22 protein-coding genes are annotated in these 22,145 nt (G+C 70.1%); 8 read left to right on the top strand and 14 right to left on the bottom strand.

Annotated features, from left to right (window positions below; genetic code table 11):
• Position 1: 1 nt before the first annotated feature.
• From ACI6GS_RS10145 to ACI6GS_RS10135, 3 genes are all read right to left on the bottom strand, one after another.
• The gene (locus ACI6GS_RS10145; RefSeq protein WP_439817677.1) at positions 2–814 is read right to left on the bottom strand and encodes a gamma-glutamyl-gamma-aminobutyrate hydrolase family protein; all 813 of its coding nucleotides are present in this window, start codon (positions 812–814) and stop codon (positions 2–4) included.
• Positions 815–926: 112 nt separating this feature from the next.
• Complete coding sequence (gene ubiG / locus ACI6GS_RS10140) at positions 927–1,685, bottom strand: bifunctional 2-polyprenyl-6-hydroxyphenol methylase/3-demethylubiquinol 3-O-methyltransferase UbiG (protein ID WP_439817676.1); 759 nt, start codon at positions 1,683–1,685, stop codon at positions 927–929.
• 14 nt (positions 1,686–1,699) lie between these two features.
• Positions 1,700–2,695: a TIGR01777 family oxidoreductase gene (locus ACI6GS_RS10135; protein WP_439817675.1), complete on the bottom strand. Its 996-nt coding sequence runs from the start codon at positions 2,693–2,695 to the stop codon at positions 1,700–1,702.
• Between the two features lie 127 nt (positions 2,696–2,822).
• Between ACI6GS_RS10135 and ACI6GS_RS10130 the strand changes: the two genes are divergently transcribed.
• Together ACI6GS_RS10130 and ACI6GS_RS10125 are read left to right on the top strand one after the other, a co-directional pair.
• Positions 2,823–3,158: a metalloregulator ArsR/SmtB family transcription factor gene (locus tag ACI6GS_RS10130; protein WP_439817674.1), complete on the top strand. Its 336-nt coding sequence runs from the start codon at positions 2,823–2,825 to the stop codon at positions 3,156–3,158.
• Positions 3,083–3,541: a thiol-disulfide oxidoreductase DCC family protein gene (locus ACI6GS_RS10125; protein ID WP_439817673.1), complete on the top strand. Its 459-nt coding sequence runs from the start codon at positions 3,083–3,085 to the stop codon at positions 3,539–3,541. The genes ACI6GS_RS10130 and ACI6GS_RS10125 overlap by 76 nt, the downstream gene beginning before the upstream one ends.
• A 17-nt stretch (positions 3,542–3,558) precedes the next feature.
• Here the strand turns inward: ACI6GS_RS10125 and ACI6GS_RS10120 are convergent, their stop codons facing one another.
• Positions 3,559–4,290: a LolA family protein gene (locus tag ACI6GS_RS10120; protein ID WP_439817672.1), complete on the bottom strand. Its 732-nt coding sequence runs from the start codon at positions 4,288–4,290 to the stop codon at positions 3,559–3,561.
• 195 nt (positions 4,291–4,485) lie between these two features.
• Between ACI6GS_RS10120 and ACI6GS_RS10115 the strand changes: the two genes are divergently transcribed.
• The 6 genes from ACI6GS_RS10115 (at position 4,486) to ACI6GS_RS10090 (ending at position 10,405) form a co-directional block, all read left to right on the top strand.
• Positions 4,486–4,929, top strand: coding sequence for a hypothetical protein (locus ACI6GS_RS10115; RefSeq protein WP_439817671.1), 444 nt, complete (start codon positions 4,486–4,488; stop codon positions 4,927–4,929).
• 92 nt (positions 4,930–5,021) lie between these two features.
• Positions 5,022–6,506 carry an FAD-linked oxidase C-terminal domain-containing protein gene (locus tag ACI6GS_RS10110; RefSeq protein ID WP_439817670.1) on the top strand — a complete coding sequence of 495 codons (1,485 nt, stop codon included), beginning with the start codon at positions 5,022–5,024 and terminating at the stop codon, positions 6,504–6,506.
• Between the two features lie 13 nt (positions 6,507–6,519).
• On the top strand, positions 6,520–7,737 hold the full coding sequence (locus tag ACI6GS_RS10105; RefSeq protein WP_439817669.1) for an FAD-binding protein: 1,218 nt from the start codon (positions 6,520–6,522) through the stop codon (positions 7,735–7,737).
• 48 nt (positions 7,738–7,785) lie between these two features.
• Positions 7,786–9,087: a glycolate oxidase subunit GlcF gene (glcF, locus tag ACI6GS_RS10100; protein WP_439817668.1), complete on the top strand. Its 1,302-nt coding sequence runs from the start codon at positions 7,786–7,788 to the stop codon at positions 9,085–9,087.
• Positions 9,080–9,883 (top strand): SDR family NAD(P)-dependent oxidoreductase, encoded by an 804-nt coding sequence (locus ACI6GS_RS10095; RefSeq protein WP_439817667.1) that lies wholly within the window; start codon positions 9,080–9,082, stop codon positions 9,881–9,883. The genes glcF and ACI6GS_RS10095 overlap by 8 nt, the downstream gene beginning before the upstream one ends.
• Positions 9,884–9,907: 24 nt before the next feature.
• Positions 9,908–10,405, top strand: a complete 498-nt coding sequence (locus tag ACI6GS_RS10090) for a CinA family protein (RefSeq protein WP_439817666.1) — start codon at positions 9,908–9,910, stop codon at positions 10,403–10,405.
• 111 nt (positions 10,406–10,516) lie between these two features.
• On the opposite strand, the gene ACI6GS_RS10085 is transcribed toward ACI6GS_RS10090, so the two are convergent.
• From ACI6GS_RS10085 to ACI6GS_RS10040, 10 genes are all read right to left on the bottom strand, one after another.
• Positions 10,517–10,693, bottom strand: coding sequence for a hypothetical protein (locus ACI6GS_RS10085; protein WP_439817665.1), 177 nt, complete (start codon positions 10,691–10,693; stop codon positions 10,517–10,519).
• Between the two features lie 161 nt (positions 10,694–10,854).
• Positions 10,855–11,796, bottom strand: coding sequence for a phosphatidate cytidylyltransferase (locus ACI6GS_RS10080; protein ID WP_439817664.1), 942 nt, complete (start codon positions 11,794–11,796; stop codon positions 10,855–10,857).
• Positions 11,793–12,434, bottom strand: a complete 642-nt coding sequence (locus tag ACI6GS_RS10075; protein WP_439817663.1) for a lysophospholipid acyltransferase family protein — start codon at positions 12,432–12,434, stop codon at positions 11,793–11,795. Before ACI6GS_RS10075 ends, ACI6GS_RS10080 begins: the two co-directional genes overlap by 4 nt.
• Entirely contained in the window at positions 12,431–12,820 is a 390-nt protein-coding gene (locus ACI6GS_RS10070) for a hypothetical protein (RefSeq protein WP_439817662.1), read from the bottom strand. Before ACI6GS_RS10070 ends, ACI6GS_RS10075 begins: the two co-directional genes overlap by 4 nt.
• Positions 12,817–14,166, bottom strand: a complete 1,350-nt coding sequence (locus tag ACI6GS_RS10065; RefSeq protein WP_439817661.1) for a phosphatase PAP2/dual specificity phosphatase family protein — start codon at positions 14,164–14,166, stop codon at positions 12,817–12,819. Before ACI6GS_RS10065 ends, ACI6GS_RS10070 begins: the two co-directional genes overlap by 4 nt.
• Positions 14,163–16,094: a bifunctional alpha/beta hydrolase/class I SAM-dependent methyltransferase gene (locus ACI6GS_RS10060; RefSeq protein ID WP_439817660.1), complete on the bottom strand. Its 1,932-nt coding sequence runs from the start codon at positions 16,092–16,094 to the stop codon at positions 14,163–14,165. The genes ACI6GS_RS10065 and ACI6GS_RS10060 overlap by 4 nt, the downstream gene beginning before the upstream one ends.
• A gap of 26 nt (positions 16,095–16,120) precedes the next feature.
• Entirely contained in the window at positions 16,121–16,804 is a 684-nt protein-coding gene (locus ACI6GS_RS10055; RefSeq protein ID WP_439817659.1) for a CDP-alcohol phosphatidyltransferase family protein, read from the bottom strand.
• A gap of 57 nt (positions 16,805–16,861) precedes the next feature.
• Complete coding sequence (gene hrpB / locus ACI6GS_RS10050) at positions 16,862–19,324, bottom strand: ATP-dependent helicase HrpB (protein WP_439817658.1); 2,463 nt, start codon at positions 19,322–19,324, stop codon at positions 16,862–16,864.
• Positions 19,325–19,532: 208 nt separating this feature from the next.
• The gene (gene ald, locus ACI6GS_RS10045; protein ID WP_439817657.1) at positions 19,533–20,651 is read right to left on the bottom strand and encodes an alanine dehydrogenase; all 1,119 of its coding nucleotides are present in this window, start codon (positions 20,649–20,651) and stop codon (positions 19,533–19,535) included.
• 98 nt (positions 20,652–20,749) lie between these two features.
• On the bottom strand, positions 20,750–22,111 hold the full coding sequence (locus tag ACI6GS_RS10040; RefSeq protein ID WP_439817656.1) for an aspartate aminotransferase family protein: 1,362 nt from the start codon (positions 22,109–22,111) through the stop codon (positions 20,750–20,752).
• Positions 22,112–22,145 lie beyond the last annotated feature (34 nt).

Raw genomic sequence — 22,145 nt, 5'->3', positions numbered from 1 at the left:
CCTACTCGGCTGCTGCCTTAAGGCTCTTGAGGCGCCCGTCGAGCCGGGCCTGGCGGTGCGCCGCCACGGCCCCGGCGAAGGCGCCGAACAGGGTGAGGCTGACCGGGTTTTCCATCAGCTTCCATTCGGGGTGCCACTGGAAGCCCCAGCCGAAGCTGGGATGGCCGTCGATGCGGACGGCCTCGATCGTGCCGTCCGCGGCCGTCGCCTCGACCACCAGGCCGTCGGCCACGCGGTCGATGCCCTGGCCGTGCAGGGAATTGACCTGAATCGTGCCGGCGCCCAGGAGCGCGCGCAGTTGCCCCCCCTCCAGCAGCGCCACGGGATGGCGGTCGGCATAGGCGACCTCGCGCGACACATCCTTGGGTGCGCGATGGTCGAAGCGGCCCGGCAGTTCCTCGACATGCTGGTGCAGGGTGCCGCCCATCGCGACGTTCAGCTCCTGGAAGCCGCGGCAGATGGCAAAGATCGGCAGGCCGCGCCGGATCGCGGCGCGGATGATCGGCAGCGTCGTCCGGTCGCGCTGGGCATCGGCCAGCACGCCCTCGCGCGCGGCGGCGCCGCCATAAAGGGCCGGGTCGACATTGGAGGGGCTGCCGGTCAGCAGCAGGCCGTCCAGCGGCTCCAGCGCCGCATCGGGGTCGAGTGCCGCCTCAAGCGACGGGATCACCAGCGGCAGCGCCCTGGCCCCCAGGACCACGGCCGTCAGGTATTTCTCGCCCACCACACAGAACGGATGGCCGTCGATGAGGCGGGAGCAGGAGGGCACGCCAACAAGGGGAAGGCCACCGGAGGGCGAAGGGCCGGACGTCATGATCGAAGCGGGCTCCAGGATCGGGCGATCTGTACCGCCATTACATAGGAGGCCGCAAGGCGGCCCGCTCTGCAACGTTCGAATGCCCGCAATGTCCCGATTGGCGCCGATTTCAGGCCTTGCGGTGAAACTGAAGGTAGGTGGCGCTGGTATCGGCGCCCAGGGTCCATTGCCCGGTCAGGGGGTTGAAGCCGACGCCCGTGCGCTCCAGCACGCTGAACCCGTGGCGGCCGAGACCTGCCTCGAGCTCCTGCGGCCGGACGAACTTGCGCCAGTCATGGGTGCCGCGCGGCAGCCAGCGCATGACGTACTCCGCGCCCACGATCGCCTTCACGAACGAGCGCAGGGTGCGGTTCAGGGTCCCGATGACCAACACCCCTCCAGGCGCGACACAACGGCCCAATGCGCCCAGGAACTGGGTCAGGTCGGCGACATGCTCCACGACCTCAAGCGACAGGACGATGTCGAACGTGCCGTCCACGTCTTCCGCCAAGGCCTGGCGATAGGCGATGTCGAGGCCACCGCTGGCAGCGTGCCGACGCGCGACCTGGATGTTCCGCTCGGCCGCGTCGACGCCCGTGACCTCAGCCCCCAGGCGGACCATGGCCTCCGCCACCAGTCCGGCACCACAGCCGACGTCGAGCAGGCGCAAGCCCCCCAGCGGCAGCAGCCCCGCCGGGTCGCGCCCGCACAGGACCGGCAGTCGCGCCGCCAAGTGACCGACGCGGGCGGCATTGAAGGCGTGGACCCGCTTGAACGCGCCATCGGGCTTGTGCCATTCGTCGGCCAGCGCGTTGAACCGTGCGACTTCCACGGGATCGGCAGTCCCCGCCGCAAGGGGATAGGGCCGCCGTTCATCCTTGCGCAGCATGGGGCATCCTGTCGCTAGATCGTCACGTATACGAGGTCTTCGAGCGCCGGGACCAGATCCGGATAGATGAACCTGTAGCCGGCCGCAAGCGTCCGCCGCGGCTTGACCAGTTGGCCGCGCAGCAGGATCGACGACCGCTCGTCCCCAACCACGCGGCGGACCAGCCACTCGGGTACTGACCACAGGATGGGGCGTCGCAGCCGACGGGCCAATGCCTCGATGAACTGGCGGTTGGTGACGATGCCGGGCGCGACGGCGTTATAGCGACCCTGGGTTTCCCGCTGGTCGATCACATGCAGCAGGATGCCGACGACATCCGCGATATGGACCCAGGGCAAGGGTTGGCTCCCACGCCCGATGACCGCGCCGACGCCCAGGCAGAAGGGCAACCGGATCAGCGGAAGAAAGCCCCGCGCACGCCCCACCTGCCAAAGGCGGCCGAGCAGCGATGTACGCTCCACAGCCCCCAGGACGACGCCAATCCGGACCTTGGCATGACGGATGCGCCGTGTGTCCACCCCATCGGCGGCCGCCTCCCACAGGGCCACGAGTTCCGAGGGGAAGTCGCGGCCCATCGGCTGCGATTCCTCGTCCAGTTCGGGATGCGCTTCGGCCTGGTCGAGCTCACGGGTGCCATAGAAGCATTTGCCGGCCGTGGAGATGAACAGCAGTGGCGGTGTGGCGCTTTCGTTCATCGCCTTCACAAGCGCGCGCGTCGTGTCGACGCGCGAGCGCACGACCTCCTGCCGGTAGGTGTCGTCCCAGCGGCGGCGCAGGTCCAGGATGTGCTGCCCCGCGAAGTTGACCACGGCATCGCAGCGGGGCAGGCCATCCCTCTCCAGATCTGCCCAGGTCATCCTGCCTGGCCCTGGCTGGCGGGAAATCAGGGTCACATGATCGCCCCGGGCGACGAGAGCCCGGGCCAGGGCGCTTCCGATGAAGCCGGTGCCGCCTCCGATGACGATGTGGCGGCCGGATGCAAGACGTTCGGTGTCGACGCTGACTGGCATGCCTGCACCCGTTCACAATTTCCGGTTACTGGACCGTTATATAACTATATAGTTATATCATCAACTGCTTGTCGCGGGGTTCACCTGGTGACACGTTTGGGGGTGGCCATGGTGGTCCGGAGAAGGCATGTCGATCGACAAGGTGTTCGAAGCGCTGTCGTCTGCACCGCGGCGGCTGATCCTCGCCTATCTGTCCAAGACGGACATGACGGCGGGGGAAATCGTGCAGCGCTTCGCCGACGTGATGTCACAGCCGGCCATCTCGAAGCATCTGTCGATCCTCGAGAATGCGGGTCTTGTCTGGCGGGAGAAGCGCGGCCAGAACGTGCACTATGGCCTGAAGCAGGAAGCCCTGGCGAACACGCTCCTGGGCTTCGTGGGCGAGGTGTGTCCCCGCTCGCGCCCCCTGCGCCGGGAGAGCGCCGCGGCGGCCCGGCGCAAGACGATCACGCCGCCCGCCTGAGGCCCGCGCCCGCACCCCTCCTCCTCTGGTACAATTCGCGCTGCCCGATCTGCAATGCGGGGATCGGCTGGCAACAGCGCCGGCTGCGTCGCGCGGCCAGGGCTGGGCTGATCGTCTTCCGCGACATCAATGACGAGCCCGAGGCCCTCTCACCTTTCGGCGCCACGGTTGATGACGTGCGCCGCCGCCTGCATGCCGTCGATGGCCATGGGCTCCTCCTGGTCGGCATCGACTGCGCCATCGCCATCTGGCTGCGCACGCCGGGCCTCGCCTGGGCCGGACGGCTGATGCAGCTGCCGGGCATCCACGCCGCGGCCAGCGTGGCCTATGACCGCTTTGCCGACCTGCTCTTTGCCTGGAACCGCCGGAAGGGACGCTGGTAGCCGGGGAGCCCCCGCCGTTACCGATCCGGGCGGACGTCGGTGCGTTCGCGGACGATGAACTGGCGGAAGTCGATGGCGATGTTCAGTTCGACGTCCGACAGCGCCACCACCGTCTGCAGGTTCTGGGAATCGGTGACGCGCCATTCGCGCAGGCCGACCGGATCGTCGGTGAAGACCATGGCGATATGGCCTTCGTCGCGGTTGCGCGGGTCGGTCACGACGACGGTCGTGGCGCCCGGCTCGCGCACCACTTCCAGCACCTGGATCGTCGCGTCGGTAAAGCTCAGGCGGTCGCGCACCAGCATGCCGATCGGCGTCTCGCCCAGGGGAAAGCGCGTGACCTGGTCCACCTCCTGGTCGACCAGTGTGAGCCAGGTGCCGTCCGCCACGATCAGGATCGGCGTCGGCGCGTCATAGTCGAAGCGCATCCGCCCCGGGCGCTGCATCAGGAACTGGCCAGCCGTCACGCTGCCGTCAGGCGCGATCTGCTGGAAGCGCGCCTTCAGCGTCCGCACCTCGTTCACCGCCGCCGCGATCCGTTCCAGCGCGGCGCTGTCCTCGGCCGTCAGCACGGCACCCTGCCCGTCGGCCTGGATCTGGGCATTGGTCTGGGCCGTGGTCTGGGCCTGGGCGCGGAAGGCGGGGGCCAGCAGCGGCGCCAGCAGCAGCGGCAGGACGGCACGCCGGCTGAGCGACGCCGCGCGGCCGGCGCGGAAGGGATTGGCGGTAAGGCGGTCGCGGCGGTCCATGCGGGTTCCTTCTGTCCTGGCGCATTACTTGGTCCAGCCGGGGGCCGGGCTCAAGCATCGTGTCTCAAACACGTTCCACGCCGATGGCGCCCGGAACCTGCACTAAAATGTGATCGCCGCCACGGATCCGCTTGACAGTATTGCAATTGCAACAGCCGACCGTCATCTGTCCTGTACCAAGGGAGTACCGCCACGATGTCCGACGCATCCGTCCACAGCGCCCCAGCCGGCATTCCGCACGCGGTCAGCGACCTGCGCAGCCTCGACCTGCTGGGCCAGCTCTACCGCACCCGCCGGGTGCCAGAGACGCATGTGGCGGCGGGCCGGCACTTCCAGCTGATGGCGCGGCAGGCGGGCCTGTCCCCGCGCCTGGCCTCGGACCCGCGCGGACGCGGCGACGCGCGTCAGCGCCTGTCCTCGGCGCTCGACGCGCTGGGTGGGCCGACCAGCCCGGTCGGCAGCGTTGCGCTGGAGGTGATCGGCCAGGGCCGCGCGCTGGAGGACTGGGCCCGGGCCCATGGGTTTGCGCCGGGCCGGCCGGTGGCGACGGGCGTCGCGCAGGGCCTGCTGGAAGGCGCGCTGGAAATCCTGGCCGGCCATTTCGGCTATGCCGCCGAGCGCCGGCGCGCCAGCGCCTGACCACGGGGACGACCTGGACAGGGACCCTGGATCCGGATCACGCGGACTTGGACGCTGACGCCGGATGACGGCGCGCCTATAGTCGGCGCACCATGAAGATGCCGGAACCGGACCAGGGCGTGCTTGCCCGGCGGGTCGCGATCGTCAGTGCGCTGGAGGCGATCGTGCCCGGCCACGTGATCGCCGACGACGCCTCCCTGACCGCCTATGAATCCGATGGGCTGACCGCCTATCGCCAGCGGCCGCTGGTCGCCGTCCTGCCCGGCAGCACGGCCGAGGTCGCAGCCGTGCTTGCCTATTGCCATGCCGAGGGGGTCAAGGTCGTGGCGCGGGGCGCCGGCACGTCCCTGTCGGGCGGCGCCCTGCCGCTGGGTGACGGGGTTCTGCTGGGCCTGGCCCGCCTCAACCGCGTGCTCGACATCGACCTGCCCAACCGCTGCGCCGTGGTCCAGCCGGGGGTCACCAACCTTGGCATCACCAAGGCCGTGGAGCACTACGGCTTCTATTACGCGCCCGATCCGTCAAGCCAGATCGCCTGCACCATCGGCGGCAACGTGGCCGAGAATTCGGGCGGGGTGCACTGCCTGAAATACGGCCTGACCACACACAACGTGCTGGGCATCGAGATGGTGCTGATCGACGGCACCGTGCTGCGCCTGGGCGGCAAGCATCTGGATGCGGCCGGCTATGACCTGCTGGGCCTGATGATCGGCTCCGAAGGGCTGCTGGGCGTCGTGACAGAGGTGACGGTGCGCCTGCTGCGCAAGCCCGAGACAGCGCGCGCGGTGCTGCTGGGCTTTCCCGCGGTCGCTGCAGCCGGCGAATGCGTGGCCCGCATCATCGGCGCCGGCATCATTCCGGGCGGCATGGAAATGATGGACCGCCCCGCGATCCATGCGGCGGAGGCCTTCATCCATGCCGGCTACCCGCTTGATGTCGAGGCGCTGCTGATCGTCGAGCTGGACGGCCCCCAGGCCGAGGTCGACCATCTGATCGCGCGGGTTGAGGCAATCGCGACCGAAAACGGTGTCGTCTCCTGCCGCGTCTCGGCCAGCGAGGCTGAGCGCGCCGCCTTCTGGGCGGGGCGCAAGGCAGCCTTCCCCGCGGTCGGCCGCATCTCCCCCGACTATTACTGCGTCGACGGCACCATCCCCCGCGTCCGCCTGCCCGAGGTGCTGGAGAAGATGAATGCGATGAGCAAGGCCTGCGGCCTGCGCGTCGCCAATGTCTTCCATGCCGGGGACGGCAACCTGCACCCGCTGATCCTCTATGACGCGAACGTGCCCGGGGAAGTGGAACGGGCCGAGGAGTTTGGTAACGAAATCCTGCGCCTATGTGTGGCTGTCGGCGGCGTCCTGACGGGGGAACATGGCGTGGGCGTGGAAAAGCGCGATCTGATGCCGGACATGTTCTCGGAACAGGACCTGGCACGACAGGAATCGATCAAGTGCGCCTTCGATCCGGGGCAGTTGCTCAATCCCGGCAAGGTGTTCCCGACGCTCCATGCCTGTGCCGAACTGGGGCGCGTCCACGTCCACCACGGCCAGCTTTCCCATCCCCACCTGGACCGGTTCTGAGGGGGCGATGCGCGTGGACGTCCTTGAACACGCCGCCCTGGCCCCGGCCAGCGAGGCGGACCTGGCCGATGCGCTGCGCGACCTGGGCAGTGCACCGGTCGAGATCAGCGGCAACTGGACCAAGAAGGGGCTGGGCCGGCCGGTGGACGCCGCCCACCGCATCGCCCTCAATGGCCTGACCGGCATCCAGCTCTATGAGCCGGAGGAGCTGGTGATGACCGTCCGCGCCGGCACGCCCGTGGCGGAGGTCGAGGCCGAACTGGCCGCCCACGGCCAGATGCTGGCGTTCGAGCCGCTGGACCTGGGGCCCCTGGACGGGCAGGCCGCACATTCCGGGACGATCGGCGGCATGATCGCGTGCAACCTCTCGGGCCCGCGCCGGATCAAGGCGGGCGCCGCGCGCGACCACCTGCTGGGCTTTCGCGCCGTGACGGCCGACGGCGCGGCGTTCAAGGCGGGCGGCCGCGTGGTCAAGAACGTGACCGGCTTCGACATCCCCAAGCTGATGGCGGGCTCGTTCGGCACGCTGGCCGCGCTGACAGAGGTCACGCTGAAGGTCCTGCCGCAGCCGCAGGTGGAACACACCCTGGTCGTGGGCGACCTGGACCCGTCGGCCGCCTCCACCCTGATGACGGCCGCCATGGGCCTGCCGGTCGAGGTGTCGGCCGCCTGCCACCTGTGGCCGGAGGCGACGCGCGCCTGGAGCTGGCATGGAGCCGCAACCCTGATCCGGCTGGAGGGGCCGGCCGAGTCGGTCGCCGCCCGCCGCCCGCTGCTGGAAGCGTTCTGTGCGTCAAGCGGTCCCCTGCAATGGCTGGAGGGGCTGGACAGCCGCGACATCTGGGGCGAGATCCGCCAGGCTTTGCCGCTCGCGCGGTCCGGCGACCGGCCGCCGATCCTGCGTGCGTCGATCGCCCCGGCCGACCTTCCCGCCTATTGCGCCCTGGCCGGGCTGGGGCCCGAGGCCTGGGCCTTTGCCGACTGGGCGGGGGGCCTTGTGTGGCATTGCGCAGTCGAGGCGGACCTGGCCGAGGTGCTGGCCCGCGCCCGGGCCGCCGTGGCCCGGCTGGGCGGCCATGTCACGATCATCAAGGCGCGCGCCGACCTGCGTCGCCAGCTTGCGCCCTTCCAGCCGCCCTCCCCGCCCGAGGCGATGCTGGAGCGCCGACTGAAAGACCAGTTCGACCCCAAGCACCGCCTGAACCCCGGCCGCCTGCGTCCCGACTTCTAGATCACCTGCATGACCTGCTCTCCCCTGCTCAGGACACTCCTCTAGGCAATGCGCACCCAGTTCAGCGAAGAGCAGCGGGCAGACCCGCGCATAGCGGCGTCGGAGCAGGTCCTGCGCACCTGCGTGCATTGCGGCTTCTGCACGGCGACCTGCCCGACCTACCGGCTGCTGGGCGACGAGCGGGACAGTCCGCGCGGCCGCATCGCCCTGATCCAGGCGATGCTGGAATCGGACGCCCCGCCGGATCCCCAGGTGGTGACGCATGTGGACCGCTGCCTGTCCTGCCTGTCGTGCATGACGACCTGCCCGTCCGGCGTGAACTACATGCACCTGGTCGACCATGCCCGCGCCCATATAGCGGAGCATCACACCCGGCCGCTGGGCGACCGCCTGGTGCGCGGCCTGCTGGCCCATGTCCTGCCCCATCCCAACCGGTTCCGCCTGGCCCTGGCGGCGGCAGCCCTGGGCCGGGTGGCGGCGCCGGTCCTGCCCGCGCGGCTGCGCGCAATGCTGGACCTGGCGCCCGGCATTCCTCCCTCCCCGGCCCAGACCGACCGGCCGCAGGTCTTTCCGGCAGTGGGGCCGAAGAAGGCGCGCGTCGCCATCCTGCAGGGCTGCGTGCAGCAGGTGATCGGGCCGCAGATCAATGCCGCCGCCATCCGCCTGCTGACCCGCGCCGGGGCCGAGGTCGTGGTGGCGCGAGGGGCCGGCTGCTGCGGCGCCCTGGTCCACCACATGGGGCGCGAGGAACAGGCCAAGGCCCAGGCCCGCGCCAATATCGCCGCCTGGATGGGGACGCTGGGCAGCGGCGGGCTGGACGCCGTGGTCATCACCGCGTCCGGCTGCGGCACGACGGTCAAGGACTATGGCTTCATGCTGCGGACCGATACGGAATGGGCTAAGCCCGCCGCGCGGATCGCCGCCCTGGCCAGGGACGTGACCGAAGTGGTGGCGGCGCTTGGCCTGCCGCCTGGCGGCCACGCGGATCCCCTGCGCGTCGCCTATCACGCGGCGTGCTCGCTCCAGCATGGCCAGCGGGTCAATGCACCCCCGCGCGCCCTGCTGGCGCAGGCGGGCTTCGCGGTGCAGGAGGTCCCGGACGGCCACCTGTGCTGCGGTTCGGCGGGGACCTACAACATCCTCCAGCCCCAGATCGCAGGCGCCCTCAAGCGCGACAAGCTCGCGGCCATCGCGACGACCGCGCCCCAGGTGGTGGCGACCGGCAATATTGGCTGCATGACGCAGTTGGCCGACGGTTTGGCCGTGCCCATCGTCCACACGGTGGAACTGCTGGACTGGGCAACCGGCGGTCCCCGTCCCGACGCGCTGGCCACGCCGCACGATGGCTGAGCGTTCGCTGTTCCGGGCGCCGCAGGACCTTGCCGCCCTGGTCACGGGCGCTGGCTCCGGCATCGGCGCCGCCACCGCCGTCGCCCTGGCGGAGGCCGGGATCGGCCGCCTGGCCCTGATGGACCGCGACGCTGTCGGTCTCAGCCTGCTGGAGCGGCGGCTGCCGCCCGGGGTGGAGACGCTGCCCCTGGTGCACGACGTGGCCGATCCGCTCGCCTGGGACCAGTCCCAGGCCGACATCCGCGATCGCTTCGGGCGCCTGGACCTGGCCGTGGTCAATGCCGGCATCAGTGCCGCGGGCCCGATCGAGACGCTGGCCTTCCGCGACTGGCGGCGGGTCCTCTCGGCCAATCTCGATGGCGCGTTCCTCAGCCTGCAGGCGGCGTTCCGCCTGATCCGACGCGGCGGTCGCGGCGGCGCCGTCGTGCTCGTCTCATCGGTCACCGGGCTCAAGGCGGAACCTGGCACCGCGGCCTATGGCGCGTCCAAGGCCGGCCTGATCCAGCTGGGCAAGGTCGCCGCCCGCGAGGGGGCGCCCGACCGCATCCGGGTGAACGTCCTGGCGCCCGGCGGGGTGAAGACGCCGATCTGGCGCGACATGGACTTCTTCCGCGACCTGATCGCGGAGCATGGCGGCGAGGAGGCGGCCTTCGCGGCCTTGGCCGGAATGGCGACGCCGCTCGGCCGCTATGCGGAGGCGGAGGAGATTGCCGGCCAGATCGTGCATCTTCTCTCCGACCGCAGCGCCACCACGACCGGCGCCGTGCAGGTCATCGACGGCGGCTATTCGCTCTAGAGACGACAACAAAGGGGGGAAGACATGACGATCGGCATGCAGGACCTGCTGGACCGCGCCCAGGCGATCGGGGCCCAGCTGAAGGAGCGCAAGGAGACCGTCTCGGTCGCGGAGTCCTCGACCGGCGGCCTGATCTCGGCCGCCCTGCTCAGCGTGGCGGGCGCCTCGGCCTATTATGTGGGCGGCGCCGTCGTCTATACCATCGCCTCGCGCAAGGCGTTCCTGCCGCCCGCCGCCGACGATTTCGGCAAGGGCAAGCGCGGCCTGAACGAGGACTGGGCCAACTTCTTCGCCGCCAGCACGCAGCAGCAGTTGGGCACCACCTGGGCCGTGGGCGAGATCGGTGCCAGCGGCCCCACGGGCAGCCGCTATGGCGACCCGGCGGGGATGAGCTGCATCGCGGTTGCCGGCCCCAATTCGACCTCGCGCACGATCCAGACCGGCAGCGACGATCGCGTGGGCAACATGTACGCCTTTGCCGCCGCCGCGCTCGACCTGCTGGCCGAGCAGCTGGCCCGCTGACGCCTGATCGGCTTCAGCTCAATCGGCTTCATCCTTCCGACCTGCGTCGCCCGGTTCGTCCCGGTGGCGCAGGCGGGAAGAGGCGGAGCACACCACCGTTCCCACCGACTGTCAGTGGCGGCCGGCCTGTTCGAGCTGGTGCACGCATTCGATCCAGGCTGTCGACGGCCTCGAATAGCCGAAGCCCTGGCATTGCTCGTCGGGCGTCGTATCGCAGGCGGCCAGGGGCAGCGCCAGCAGCAGCAGGGCACAGGCCGCCCCGGGAAGGCGCAAACGGAATCGCTTCATAATGTACATGCACAACGTGTATCTGAAAGGGCCGAACTAGCGTCTATGGCTAGAAATTAACAGCCCAATCATTGCATGTACAATCTTTTGGACCATTGCCGGCGTAACGCCTGGGGGTCCGTCTTCGTTCCCGCCGCTGCCCTGGCCCGCGACCCTGGGCCTCAGGGCACCCACCAGAAGCGGGTGACGTGGAAGAAGATCGGGGCGGCGAAGATCACGCTGTCCATGCGGTCCAGCATGCCGCCATGCCCCTCGATCATGTGGCCCCAGTCCTTGACGCCGCGGTCGCGCTTCATCGCCGACATGACGAGGCCCCCCAGGAAGCCCATCATGCAGATCAGGAAGGCGAGCACGGCCGCATGCCAGAAGCCGAAGGGCGTGATCCACCACAGGCCGGCCCCCAGCGCGCTGGCGCTCAGCACCCCGCCGACCAACCCCTCCCACGTCTTGGACGGGGACAGGCGGGGCGCCACCTTGTGCCGGCCCAGCAGTTTGCCCCAGACGTACTGCAGCACGTCGCTGGACTGGACCACGATCACCAGGAAGGCGATCAGCAGCAACTCCCGCCCCTCGTAACCAGGAATGTCCAGCGTCAGCAGAGCCGGCACGTGCGAGATGCAGAAGACGCAGATCATCAGGCCCCATTGCACCTCCGACACCCGCTCCATGAAGCGGGTCGTGTCGCCGCGCATGGTCGCGACGATCGGCGCCAGCAGGAACACATAGACGGGGATGAAGATCGAATAGAGGCCGTACCAGTCGATCCAGATCAGCGCGTACTGGACCGGCAGGACGATGAAGAACATCGCCGCCAGCACATAGTGATCGCCGCGCCGCGTGTCGGTCAGGGTCACGAACTCGCGCAACGCAGCGAAGCTGACGAAGGCGAAGAGCAGGATAACGCCGGTCGCCCCGGCCAGGAAGGCCAGGCCGATCACCAGGACCATCACCCACCAGGCGCGGATGCGATCGTTCAGGTTGGTGATGACGGGGTTCGGCACGGCCCCCTGGCGCAGATGCAGCCAGTAGCCGATGGCGGACGCCACCGACAGCAGGACGATGATGCCCACGAACAGGGCGATGGTCTGTTCGCGCGGGGTCATGCCGCAACCTCTGGCGTGCGCAGGGCCAGCATCGCGGCGCGGGCGCGGGCCAGGAAGGTGGCCTTGTCCTCCTCCGGCTCAAGCCGCAGGGGCGCACCGAAGGTGACGGTGCAGAGCAGCGGCACGGGCACGAATTCCCCCTTGGGCATCACGCGGTTCAGGTTCTCGATCCAGACAGGGATCAGGTCGATCTCGGGCCGCCGCCGCGCCAGGTGGTAGAGGCCGGACTTCAGCGGCAGCAGATCCTCCTCCCCCGTATTGCGCGTGCCCTCGGGGAACAGGATCAGGGCCGAGCCGGCGTCCAGCGCGTCCGCCATCTGGGCGACGGGATCGACATGCCGCTCCAGCGGGTTGCGGTCGATCAGCACGGCGTTGAACACGCCCGCCCCCAGGAAGCGGCGCAAGGAATCCGCCGCCCAATAGTCGGCCGCCGCCACGGGGCGGGTCCGGGCGCGCAAGGCCATGGGCAGGACCGACCAGATCAGGACGAAGTCGCCATGGCTGCGGTGATTGGCGAAATAGATGCGCGGTCCCGGTTCGGGCGCAGTCCCGGCCCAGATTGCCCGGCATCCGGTCACCACCCAGGCAAAGGCGATGACCAGCAGGCCAGCGCCCCATTCCAGCCAGCTTCGGCTCATCCGACCACCCCCACCGCCAGTACCACCACCTGCGTTCCCAGCAGCGCCACCTGCATCGCCATCAAGCGCCGGGCGCCCGCGATGCGCAGGGCCGCCGGCCGCCCGGCCTTGGCCGCCGGCATCAGCCCTTGCGACGTCATCGCGGCATCGAAGGCATCCAGGTCGGGCGCCTGGGCCAGCCGGGCGAACAGGCGCGCGTCGAAGCCGACACGCAGCGCGATCCAGCCTTGTGCCAGGCCCAGCGCCAGCACGGCCAGGCCGATGGGCCACGCGCCCAGCACCGCATAGACCACGCCCGCCAGGCTGAGCAGCAGCGACAGCCGTTCGATGACCGCGCCCTGAGCCAGCAGGTCGGCGGCAATGCCGAAGGCCAGGCGGTCGCTCATGCCGCGGTCCCCGGCGCCGCCAGGCGCGCGCCTTCTGCCGCATTGGCGAGAGCGGCGGGGTTCAGGACCAGGCGCGGCTGGATCTGGCGCAGATGGACGACCGCCTGCGCCACGCTCGACGCCCGGCCGCTGGCAACCGCCCAGGCGGCAACTGCCGCAGCACTGCGGGAGAACCCCAGCGCACAGCACACCAGGACCGGCCCCTGCGCGCGCGCCTGCTCGATCGCCATGACAGCCTGGGCCAGCGCCTCAGGCGGCGGCGGAACCAGGTCCAGGCAGGGCACGGCACGCCAGCGGTCGGGCTCGCCCCCAGGCAGTTCGGCCGACAGGTCCACAACGGTCGCAAAGGACCCGGCGCTGCGCGGCAGCCGGCCCAGCCAGACGCCGCCCACCACCTCGGCTGCGGGTGGCGTGCCGTTGGTCCATGCCCAGGCATTGATCCGCGCCCCCAGGATATAGGGCGCCAGCAGCACGCGCGCCGCCAGGCTCATGCGGCCGTCCGCCCCCTTCTGGAACGCGCCGGGCCCCAGCAGGCCATAGGCCAGGGCGACGATGCCCAGGGCAACGCAGGGCCACCACAGGACCAGCGCCGGCCCACCGATCCCGCCCGCCAGGATGCCGCAGACCAGGGCGCCCGCGGCATAGTTCTTGGCCAGCTTCCAGCGCTGCGGGCTGCGCGCGAAAGCGAAGCGGCGGAACGGCGGCTCCCCCCGGTCGGGCCACAGCCACAGACAGAAGAAGCCAAGCAGCGCGCCCGTCGGCATGTCGATGAAATGATGCTGGTAGGTCGTCAGGACCGAGACGCAGATCAGCGCGAACCATACGTGCAGGATGGGGTGCACCACGCGTGGCAGGTGGCGCGCGTAGAGCACCCACAGGATCACGGCGAGCGCGATGTGCAGCGATGGCGCCTGGTTGAACGGCCGGTCGAAGGCCATCAATGCTTCAAACAGGAAGCCAGGCAGGCCGTCGCCCGGAGCGCCCCGCTCGAAGCTGAAGCGCAAGGGTGCTGCGATGAAGAAGAACACCGCGACGATCTGCGCCGTCAGCAGGCGCCTGCCGTGGGTGTCCAGTTCCGCGCGGGTCGCGCAGACGAACAGCGACAGGCCGTAGAAGGCATTGATCGTCCAATAGGGAATGATCGTCCAGGGCAGGAACGGGATCGCCGCCTCCCACCCGAAAACGAACACCGGCACGTCGTCGCGTTGCCCGGCCAGGAAGTTGGCCAGGCCATAGGTCGCATAGAAGAAGGGTGCCAGGCACGCCAGCCACAGCGCCGCCCGGCCCCAGGGCCGCCCTTCCCCCGCGGGTGCCGCCGGCGCTGGCTCCAGCGGAATGGCGCTCATGTCGGGTGCTGCCCGGAATCCCCCTCCCCCCTCGCGGGGGAGGGTTGGGGTGGGGGGGCGTCACCGCCAGTACTGGCAGTTGAAGGGTGCTGCGGCGTCACCGCCCCCCCATCCTTGCCTTCCCCCGCGAGGGGGGAAGGAATTCCCACATTGACGGCCGATATCGCGGCCTCAAAAGGTGAGCCTTCGGCCTTCCGCCGGGCGAGGGAGACGGTGAAGATGCCCCATTCGTCGATGCGCTGGTCCAGCTTCTCGAACCCGGCAGCGGCGACCAGCTCGTCCATCTCGGCCTGGGTACGGCGGCGCATGATCCAGGCCTGGCCCTGCCGGTGGCTGGTCAGCGCGCGGGCGATCAGTTCCAGCTGCGGATGCCAGGGCTGGCCGGTATAGACCAGGTAGCCGCCGGGCCGCACCGCCCGCGCCATCCCGGCGAGCGAGCGCCGCACCATCGCATTGTCGGGGAACAGCTCGTACAGGCCGGAGACCAGGCCCAGCGTCGGCGCGGGCTCGGCCGTCGCCACCTGGTCCGCGTCGAAAGCATCCGCCTTCTCGAACCGGGCGATGGCGCTGAGGCCTTTCTGCTCGATCAGGCGGCCGCCGGCGGCGACGTTGATCTCGCTGTAGTCGCGCAAGGTGATGCTGTCGGGCCTCTCGCCCCCCTCGGTCAGGGCTTCGAGGACGTAGCGGCCATGGCCGGCTGCAATGTCCAGGATGTGGACGGGGGCACCCTCCGCCCGCAGCCGGGCCATGGCGTCGCGCAGCAGTTCCTCGATATGAACCTTTCGCTGGCGGATGCCGCGCCAGCCGATCGAGTCGAGATAGACCTTGTCCACCATGCGGCCAAGCGGCCCGCGGCCGGACGGCGCGTTGCGATAGACGCAGTCGAGCATCGAGCCAGAGTCGAAGCCCGTTTCCTGCCCGATGCGGATCGCGTCGGAGAAGCGGCCGCCCAGGCCGATTCCCGCGCGCGTCCCCGACCAGTAGAGGCCGCGCGGGGACAGGGGGGCCAGCGGCGTCGCCAAGCGATCCGCCTCGTCCCGCGTATAGCTCATGCGGTGGGCGTCCAGCAGGCTCGGCCGTTCCAGCGGCTCGGCAAAGCGGGCCAGGACAAAGGCACGGATGCGGTCGATGGCGACCTGGCGCCCCGCCTCGCCCAACGTGTCGTGGTAGAAGCCGGGAAGGACGATGCGCTCCTTGGTCGGCGTACCCAGGTTCTCGAAGAAGCGGTGCTGCGGGCCGTGATGGACGACCCAGTCGCTGCCCGAGATCAGCAGCTGCGTCGGGATCGTGATCGCCCGCGCATCGGCCACGACGCGGTCCGCAGCCTCCTGCAGGCCGAGAAGGATGCGGACCGAGATCGCCCGGGTGATCAACGGATCGGCGTCGAAGCTGCGCTGCCGTTCCGGATCATGGGTCAGCAGCCTGGACTTCACATAGGACTGCACGAAGAAGTTGCCCCGGAACTTCCGGAGCAGGCGCAGGCCCGGCCGCGCGAACGGCACGTAGAGCTTCACGTGGAAGGCGGGGGAGGCCAGGACCAGCGCCCGCACGCGCGGGGCGTAGTCATGGGCCCAGGTGGCGACGACGACGGCGCCGACACTCTGCGCCACCACGGCCATGTCGCTCTCGGCAATGCCGTGCGCGGCCTCGATATGGCGGACGAAGCACTGTACGTCCCGCGCCATGGCGGCAAAGCTGGGCGCATCGCCGCGCAGGCCGGGCGAATGGCCATGCCCCCGCGCATCCCAGGCAAAGACGTCGAAGTCGGGAAGGTTCAGTTCCGGGACCAGATGTTCCATCCGGCCCGAATGCTCGTGCCCCCGGTGGAACAGCAGGATGGCGCCGCGGGGCGGGCCGCTGGTCGCCGGCCAGTGGCGATAGGCGAGCCGGGTCCCGTCATGCGTCGTGAAGCTCTTGTACGGGTCCATCGCGAACGGTCTTTCCTGGGGCTCGATCATCCGGCGGGAGGTGGTGCCGCCGGCGCCTCCTTCAATGCCTGATGCACACGGTTTGCGACAGTGACGGCCAGCACCAGGGCCAGCACCGGCATGATCCACCACGCCCAGGCCGGCAGCGTTCCCGCAATCGCCACCCACAGCGCCAGCGCGCCAAAGATCAGCGCCCGGTCGCTCTTGCCCACCGGCCCGTCATAGCGGCGCGAGGCACCCACCATCAGGCCCAGCACGCCCGCGAACTCCGTCAGCACGGCGATGAAGATCACGACGACCACCCACAGCCAGTCGAACGGCACGACAAAGGCAAAGGGCAGGTACAGCGCCGCATCCGACACGACGTCGGTCAGTTCGTTAAGGAAGGCGCCAAGCCGGCTCTTCTGCCCGAACTCGCGCGCCAGCATGCCGTCGACCGCGTTCAGCGCCATGCGCGCGAACAGCCAGCCGGGCAGGATCAGGAACAGCAGCGGGATATGGGGAAACGCGCAGAGCAGCGCGCCGATGACGACGGACACGGCACAGGCGGCAAGCGTCACCATGTTCGCCGTGATGCCCCGCCCCGCCCAGTGCGCCACCAGCGGCCGCAGCAGCGCCTGGAACCGCGGTTTCAGGTCATAGAGGGTCATCTCAATATGCCCGCTCATCCCCGCGAAGGCGGGGATCCAGGGCCGCCAGCGCAGGTCCATGTTGCCCCTGGATCCCCGCCTTCGCGGGGATGAGCGGGGAAATCTTCCGATGCGACCTCATCCGCTGCGGGCCTTGGTGGCGCGGGTGGGCGTGGCGCTCAAGGGGTCCTCCGGCCAGGGGTGGCGGGGATAGCGCCCGCGCATTTCAGCCCTCACAGCGGCATAGCCGGTTCGCCAGAATCCGGCAAGATCGCGCGTGACTTGCAATGGCCGCCCGGCCGGCGACAGAAGGTGGACGATGACCGCCACCTGGCCGTCCGCCACGCGCGGCGTCTCGCGCTGGCCGAACATTTCCTGAAGCTTCGCGGCCAGGACCGGGGCATCGCCCGTGTAGTCGATCAGCGCCTGTCGCCCTGTCGGCGTGGTCAGCGCCTCTGGCGCCAGGCGGTCCAGCTGCCGCAGGGCCTGGTGGTCCAGCCGGTCGCGCAGGACCTGCGCCATGTCGAGCCGCGCCAGGTGGCTGAAGCGCGACAGGCCGTCGAGATAGGGCAGAAGCCAGTCCAGGTCCCGCTCCAGCGCCGCGTCCGACAGGTCGGGCCAGGCATCCGGCCACAGCCGGTGCAGGAAGCCGATCCGCGCCCGAAGCCTGCGCGCGCCCTCTGTCCAGGGCAGGACATGCAGGCCCGCCCTTCGCACCGCGTCGGCCAGGACGGCGGCCACCGCCGCCGCATCCGGCCGTGCCATCGGCCGGTCCTCCAGCACCAGGGCTCCCAGCGTCCGTTGCTCCGACGCCGCCACCGCCTGCGCCGCCGGATCGAAGACGATGCGGGCATCGCGCACGATCCGCTCGCCGAACAGGCGCGCGATGGCGTCCCGCCCGATGGGCGCCGCCAGATGGATGCGCTGGCCCTGAGAGCTGCCGCCCAGGTGCGCGATGGCCAGGAACGGCGCCGCGGCCAATGCATCGCCGGGGGCCAGGCCGGCGGCCCCACCCTCCGCCATGCGGAACTGGCCATTGCCGCGACCCTGCGCCACGCGGTCGGGATAGGCCAGCGCCACCACCTCCCCCGCCTGGTCCTCGTCCGCACGCGCGTCAGGCCGCGCACGCACCGACTGCGCAAAGCTGCGCGCCAGCTGGCGCGCCTCCATCAGCGGTCCGCGCTCCGCCCGCGGGCCCCACGCCTCCCCCCGCAGGGCCGCCAGCCGGCCGCGCAGGTCGGCGTCGCGCTCCGTGCCGCGCAGCAGGTCGCGCCCTGTCAGCAGGGCCGCCACCTCGCACGCCAGCATGCGCTGGGCCGGTGGGGCGGCCAGGATCATGTGCGCCAGGCGCGGATGCAGGCCCAGCCTGGCCAGGGCCGCACCGTGCGCCGTCGCCCGGCCATCGGCCCCCAGCGCCCCCAGCTCATGCAGCAGCGTCCGCGCCTGCAGGAATGCAGCGTCCGGCGGCGGATCGAGCAAAGCCAGGTCGCGCCCGTCCGTGCCCCACAGCGCCAGTTCCAGGGCGAACGGTGCCAGGTCAGCGGCGCGGATTTCCGGCACGGGTTGGCTGGGCCGGCCGCGATCCTCCGCCTCGTCCCACAGCCGCAACGCCAGGCCCGGGCCCAGGCGCCCGGCGCGGCCGCGCCGCTGCTCCGCCGTCGCGCGGGAGGCTGGCACCGTGACCAGCCGGGTCATGCCGCTGGCGGGGTCGAAGGCGGGCACGCGGGCCAGCCCCGAATCGACCACGACCCGCACCCCTTCGATCGTGATCGACGTCTCGGCAATGGCGCTGGCCAGCACGACCTTGCGCCGCCCCACCGGTGCGGGCGCGATGGCCGCGTCCTGGCTCGCCCCGTCCAGTTCGCCATGCAGCACGGCCAAGTCGACGCCCGGCGCCAGGCCCGCCTCCTCCAGCAAGGCCTTCGTACGCCGGATCTCGGCCGCACCGGGCAGGAAGGCCAGGATGCTGCCGTCCTCCCGCGCCAGCGCGCCCTGGATCGCACGGGCCATCGCCGGTTCGATCCGGCCATCGGCGGGCCGGCCCAGATAGCGCGTCTCGACCGGGAAGGCGCGGCCCTCGCTCGTCACCAGCGGCGCATCGTCCAGCAGGGCGGCGACGGGACCTGCGTCCAGCGTCGCCGACATGACCAGCACCTTCAGCTCCGGCACCAGCGCGGCCCGCGCCTCCAGCACCAGGGCCAGGGCCAGGTCGCTGTCCAGGCTGCGCTCATGGAACTCATCGAAGATGACGCAGGCGACGCCGTCGAGGGCCGGATCGTCCTGGATGCGGCGCAGGAAGATGCCGTGGGTGGCCAGCTCGATGCGCGTCTCCCGGCCCACCTTCGCATCCAGCCGCACGCGGTAGCCGACCGTCTGGCCTACCCCCTCCCCCAGGGTCGCCGCCATCCGCTTCGCCGCCATGCGCGCCGCGATGCGCCGCGGCTGCAGCACCAGGATCGTGCCCCCCAGTCCCGCCTGCAGCAGGGCCAGGGGCACGCGCGTCGTCTTGCCCGCGCCCGGCGGCGCCTGAAGGACGAGGCGACCGTGGTCCCGCAGCGCCGCCACGATCTCCGGCAACAGCGGCTCGATCGGCAGGGTCATCGGCTGGCGCGCCAGAGGCTCCCTCTCCCGTCGCGAAGCGATGGGGGAGGGCTGGGATGGGGGCGATATCCTGCGGGTTGAGCCGACGGAGCGGCTGAAACGTGCCGTCCCGCCCCCACCCTGCCCTCCCCCATCCTGTGGACGGGGGAGGGTTCTGCTGCGACAAGCCTTGTCATCCCCCTCGACGTACCACGGGCGCGGGCCAGCGTCAGGCAGCCAGCGCTGCGTCTGGGGGGAACAGCTCGTAGCCGAGCACTTGGGCGACGGCGCCATAGGTGATGCGGCCATCATGGACGTTGAGGCCGGCCAGCAGGTGCGGATCCTCGCGCATGGCCTGCTTCCACCCCTTGTCTGCCAGGGCCAGGGCAAAGGGCAGGGTCGCGTTGTTGAGCGCGAAGGTGGAGGTACGGGCGACGGCGCCCGGCATGTTGGCGACGCAATAGTGGATCACGCCGTCGACCACATAGGTCGGCTGGGCATGCGTCGTGGGGCGGGAGGTTTCGAAGCAGCCGCCCTGGTCGATCGCGACATCGACCAGGACCGAGCCGCGCTTCATCGCCTTGACCATCTGGGCACTGACCAGGCGGGGTGCTGCGGCGCCGGGGACCAGCACCGCGCCGATCACCAGGTCCGCGTCCAGCACGTGCTCCTCGATCGCGTCGCGCGTGGCGAAGGCGGTGTAGAGCTTCGAGCCGAACTGGAAATCCAGCTCCTTCAGCCGGTTCAGCGACTTGTCGATCACGGTCACATGCGCTTCCAGGCCCATGGCCATGCGCGCGGCATTGGTGCCGACGACCCCGCCGCCCAGAATCACGACCTTGGCCGGCGGCACGCCCGGCACGCCGCCCAGCAGCATGCCGCGGCCACCCTGCTCCATCTCCAGGCAATGGGCGCCGGCCTGGATCGCCATGCGGCCCGCCACCTCGCTCATCGGCGACAACAGGGGCAGACCGCCGCGCGCGTCCGTCACCGTCTCATAGGCGATGGCGGTCGCGCCTGAGTCGACCAGGGCCTGGGCCTGCTCCGGATCGGGCGCCAGGTGGAGGTAGGTGAACAGGACCTGCCCCGGCCGCAGCAGGGCGCATTCCTGCGGCTGCGGCTCCTTCACCTTCACGACCATGTCGGCGCGGGCAAAGATGGCGGCCGCGTCCGCCACGATCTCGGCGCCTGCGCGGGTATAGAGGGCATCGTCCAGGCCGATGGCCGTGCCGGCATCATGCTGGACGATCACCCTGTGCCCGTGGGCGACCATCTCGCGCACGCTGCCGGGGGTCAGCCCGACGCGGTATTCGTGGGTCTTGATCTCTTTCGGAACGCCGATCAGCATGGCCGCTTCCCCGGATGCGGGGGGCTTGGCCGCCCCCTCGTTCAGGGGAAGCGTGCGCCTCTTGCCGGCCGGATTCCAGCCGGCAAGAGGCCTGCGGCTCAGGCCAGGCGCTTCAGGATCGCGGTCAGCGTCTCGACGATGAACTCGATCTGCGAATCCTCGACGATCAGCGGCGGCGACATGGCGATGGTGTCGCCGGTCGTGCGCAGCAGCAGGCCGTTGTTGAAGGCATCGACCATCGCGTCATAGGCCCGCGCGGTGGGCGCTCCGGGACGGCCTTCCAGCTCGATGGCGCCCATCAGGCCGATATTGCGGATGTCGATGACATGCGGCAGGCCACGCAGCGAATGCAGGGCGGCTTCCCACTTGGGCGCCATCTCGGCCGCGCGCTCGAACAGCCCCTCGTCGCGATAGACGTCCAGCGTCGCCAAAGCCGCGGCACAGGCCAGCGGGTGCCCCGAATAGGTATAGCCGTGGAACAACTCGATCGTGCCTTCCGGCCCGTTCATGAACGTGTCGTAGATCTGCTTCGACGCGAACACCGCCCCCATCGGCACGACGCCCGAGGTGATGCCCTTGGCGCAGTTGATGAGGTCGGGCGTCACGCCGAAATGCTGGGCGGCGAACGGCGCGCCCAGGCGGCCGAAGCCTGTGATGACCTCGTCGAAGATCAGCAGGATGCCGTACTTGGTGCAGATCTCGCGCAGGCGCTGCAGGTAGCCGACGGGCGGCGGCAGCACGCCGGTGGAGCCGGCGACCGGCTCCACGATCACGGCCGCGATGGTCGAGGGGTCATGCAGGGCGACGATCCGCTCCAGCGCGTCGGCCAGTTCGGCACCGTGCTGCGGCTGGCCCTTGGAGAAGGCATTGCGCCCCAGGTCCGCGGTGTGCGGCAGGTGGTCGACACCGGGCAGCAGCGGCCCGAAGGTGCGGCGGTTGGCGACCATGCCGCCGACCGAAATCCCGCCAAAGCCGACGCCGTGATAGCCGCGCTCGCGCCCGATCAGGCGGGTCCGCCCGGCCTCGCCCCTGGCCTTGTGATAGGCAAGCGCGATCTTCAGCGCGGTATCGACCGCCTCCGACCCCGAATTGGCATAGAAGACATATTCCAGTGGGCTGGGCAGGATCGAGGCGAGGCGCGAGGCCAGTTCGAACGCGATCGGGTGGCCGAACTGGAAGGTCGGCGCGAAATCCAGCTCCGCCACCTGGCGCTGGACCGCCTCCACGATCTTGGGATGCGCGTGGCCGGCATTGCAGCACCACAGGCCGGACGTGGCGTCCAGGACCTGCTTTCCTTCCGGCGTGTAGTAATAGGCGCCCTTGGCCCGCGCCAGCAGGCGCGGTGCCTTCTTGAACTGGCGGTTGGCCGTGAACGGCATCCAGAACGCTTCAAGGTCGTTCGGCGTCGACACCCGCGCCTGATCCTCGGTCGTGCCAATCTTCCGCGCGGCAAGCGCCATGGTCGTATTCCCCAATGCAAGGACGCAAAATCCT

Origin of the sequence: Zavarzinia sp. CC-PAN008, from assembly GCF_051903925.1 — a bacterium.
Lineage (GTDB): Bacteria > Pseudomonadota > Alphaproteobacteria > Zavarziniales > Zavarziniaceae.
This window is presented reverse-complemented; position numbering and strand designations above follow the sequence as displayed.

Bases quoted from the DNA above. Each gene is read 5' to 3' on its own strand.
- ACI6GS_RS10145 (WP_439817677.1), bottom strand. From the start codon at position 814: ATGACGTCCGGCCCTTCGCCCTCCGGTGGCCTTCCCCTTGTTGGCGTG.
- ubiG (WP_439817676.1), bottom strand. From the start codon at position 1,685: ATGCTGCGCAAGGATGAACGGCGGCCCTATCCCCTTGCGGCGGGGACT.
- ACI6GS_RS10135 (WP_439817675.1), bottom strand. From the start codon at position 2,695: ATGCCAGTCAGCGTCGACACCGAACGTCTTGCATCCGGCCGCCACATC.
- ACI6GS_RS10130 (WP_439817674.1), top strand. From the start codon at position 2,823: ATGTCGATCGACAAGGTGTTCGAAGCGCTGTCGTCTGCACCGCGGCGG.
- ACI6GS_RS10120 (WP_439817672.1), bottom strand. From the start codon at position 4,290: ATGGACCGCCGCGACCGCCTTACCGCCAATCCCTTCCGCGCCGGCCGC.
- ACI6GS_RS10115 (WP_439817671.1), top strand. From the start codon at position 4,486: ATGTCCGACGCATCCGTCCACAGCGCCCCAGCCGGCATTCCGCACGCG.
- ACI6GS_RS10110 (WP_439817670.1), top strand. From the start codon at position 5,022: ATGAAGATGCCGGAACCGGACCAGGGCGTGCTTGCCCGGCGGGTCGCG.
- glcF (WP_439817668.1), top strand. From the start codon at position 7,786: ATGCGCACCCAGTTCAGCGAAGAGCAGCGGGCAGACCCGCGCATAGCG.
- ACI6GS_RS10095 (WP_439817667.1), top strand. From the start codon at position 9,080: ATGGCTGAGCGTTCGCTGTTCCGGGCGCCGCAGGACCTTGCCGCCCTG.
- ACI6GS_RS10090 (WP_439817666.1), top strand. From the start codon at position 9,908: ATGACGATCGGCATGCAGGACCTGCTGGACCGCGCCCAGGCGATCGGG.
- ACI6GS_RS10085 (WP_439817665.1), bottom strand. From the start codon at position 10,693: ATGAAGCGATTCCGTTTGCGCCTTCCCGGGGCGGCCTGTGCCCTGCTG.
- ACI6GS_RS10080 (WP_439817664.1), bottom strand. From the start codon at position 11,796: ATGACCCCGCGCGAACAGACCATCGCCCTGTTCGTGGGCATCATCGTC.
- ACI6GS_RS10075 (WP_439817663.1), bottom strand. From the start codon at position 12,434: ATGAGCCGAAGCTGGCTGGAATGGGGCGCTGGCCTGCTGGTCATCGCC.
- ACI6GS_RS10070 (WP_439817662.1), bottom strand. From the start codon at position 12,820: ATGAGCGACCGCCTGGCCTTCGGCATTGCCGCCGACCTGCTGGCTCAG.
- ACI6GS_RS10065 (WP_439817661.1), bottom strand. From the start codon at position 14,166: ATGAGCGCCATTCCGCTGGAGCCAGCGCCGGCGGCACCCGCGGGGGAA.
- ACI6GS_RS10060 (WP_439817660.1), bottom strand. From the start codon at position 16,094: ATGGACCCGTACAAGAGCTTCACGACGCATGACGGGACCCGGCTCGCC.
- ACI6GS_RS10055 (WP_439817659.1), bottom strand. From the start codon at position 16,804: ATGGACCTGCGCTGGCGGCCCTGGATCCCCGCCTTCGCGGGGATGAGC.
- hrpB (WP_439817658.1), bottom strand. From the start codon at position 19,324: ATGACCCTGCCGATCGAGCCGCTGTTGCCGGAGATCGTGGCGGCGCTG.
- ald (WP_439817657.1), bottom strand. From the start codon at position 20,651: ATGCTGATCGGCGTTCCGAAAGAGATCAAGACCCACGAATACCGCGTC.
- ACI6GS_RS10040 (WP_439817656.1), bottom strand. From the start codon at position 22,111: ATGGCGCTTGCCGCGCGGAAGATTGGCACGACCGAGGATCAGGCGCGG.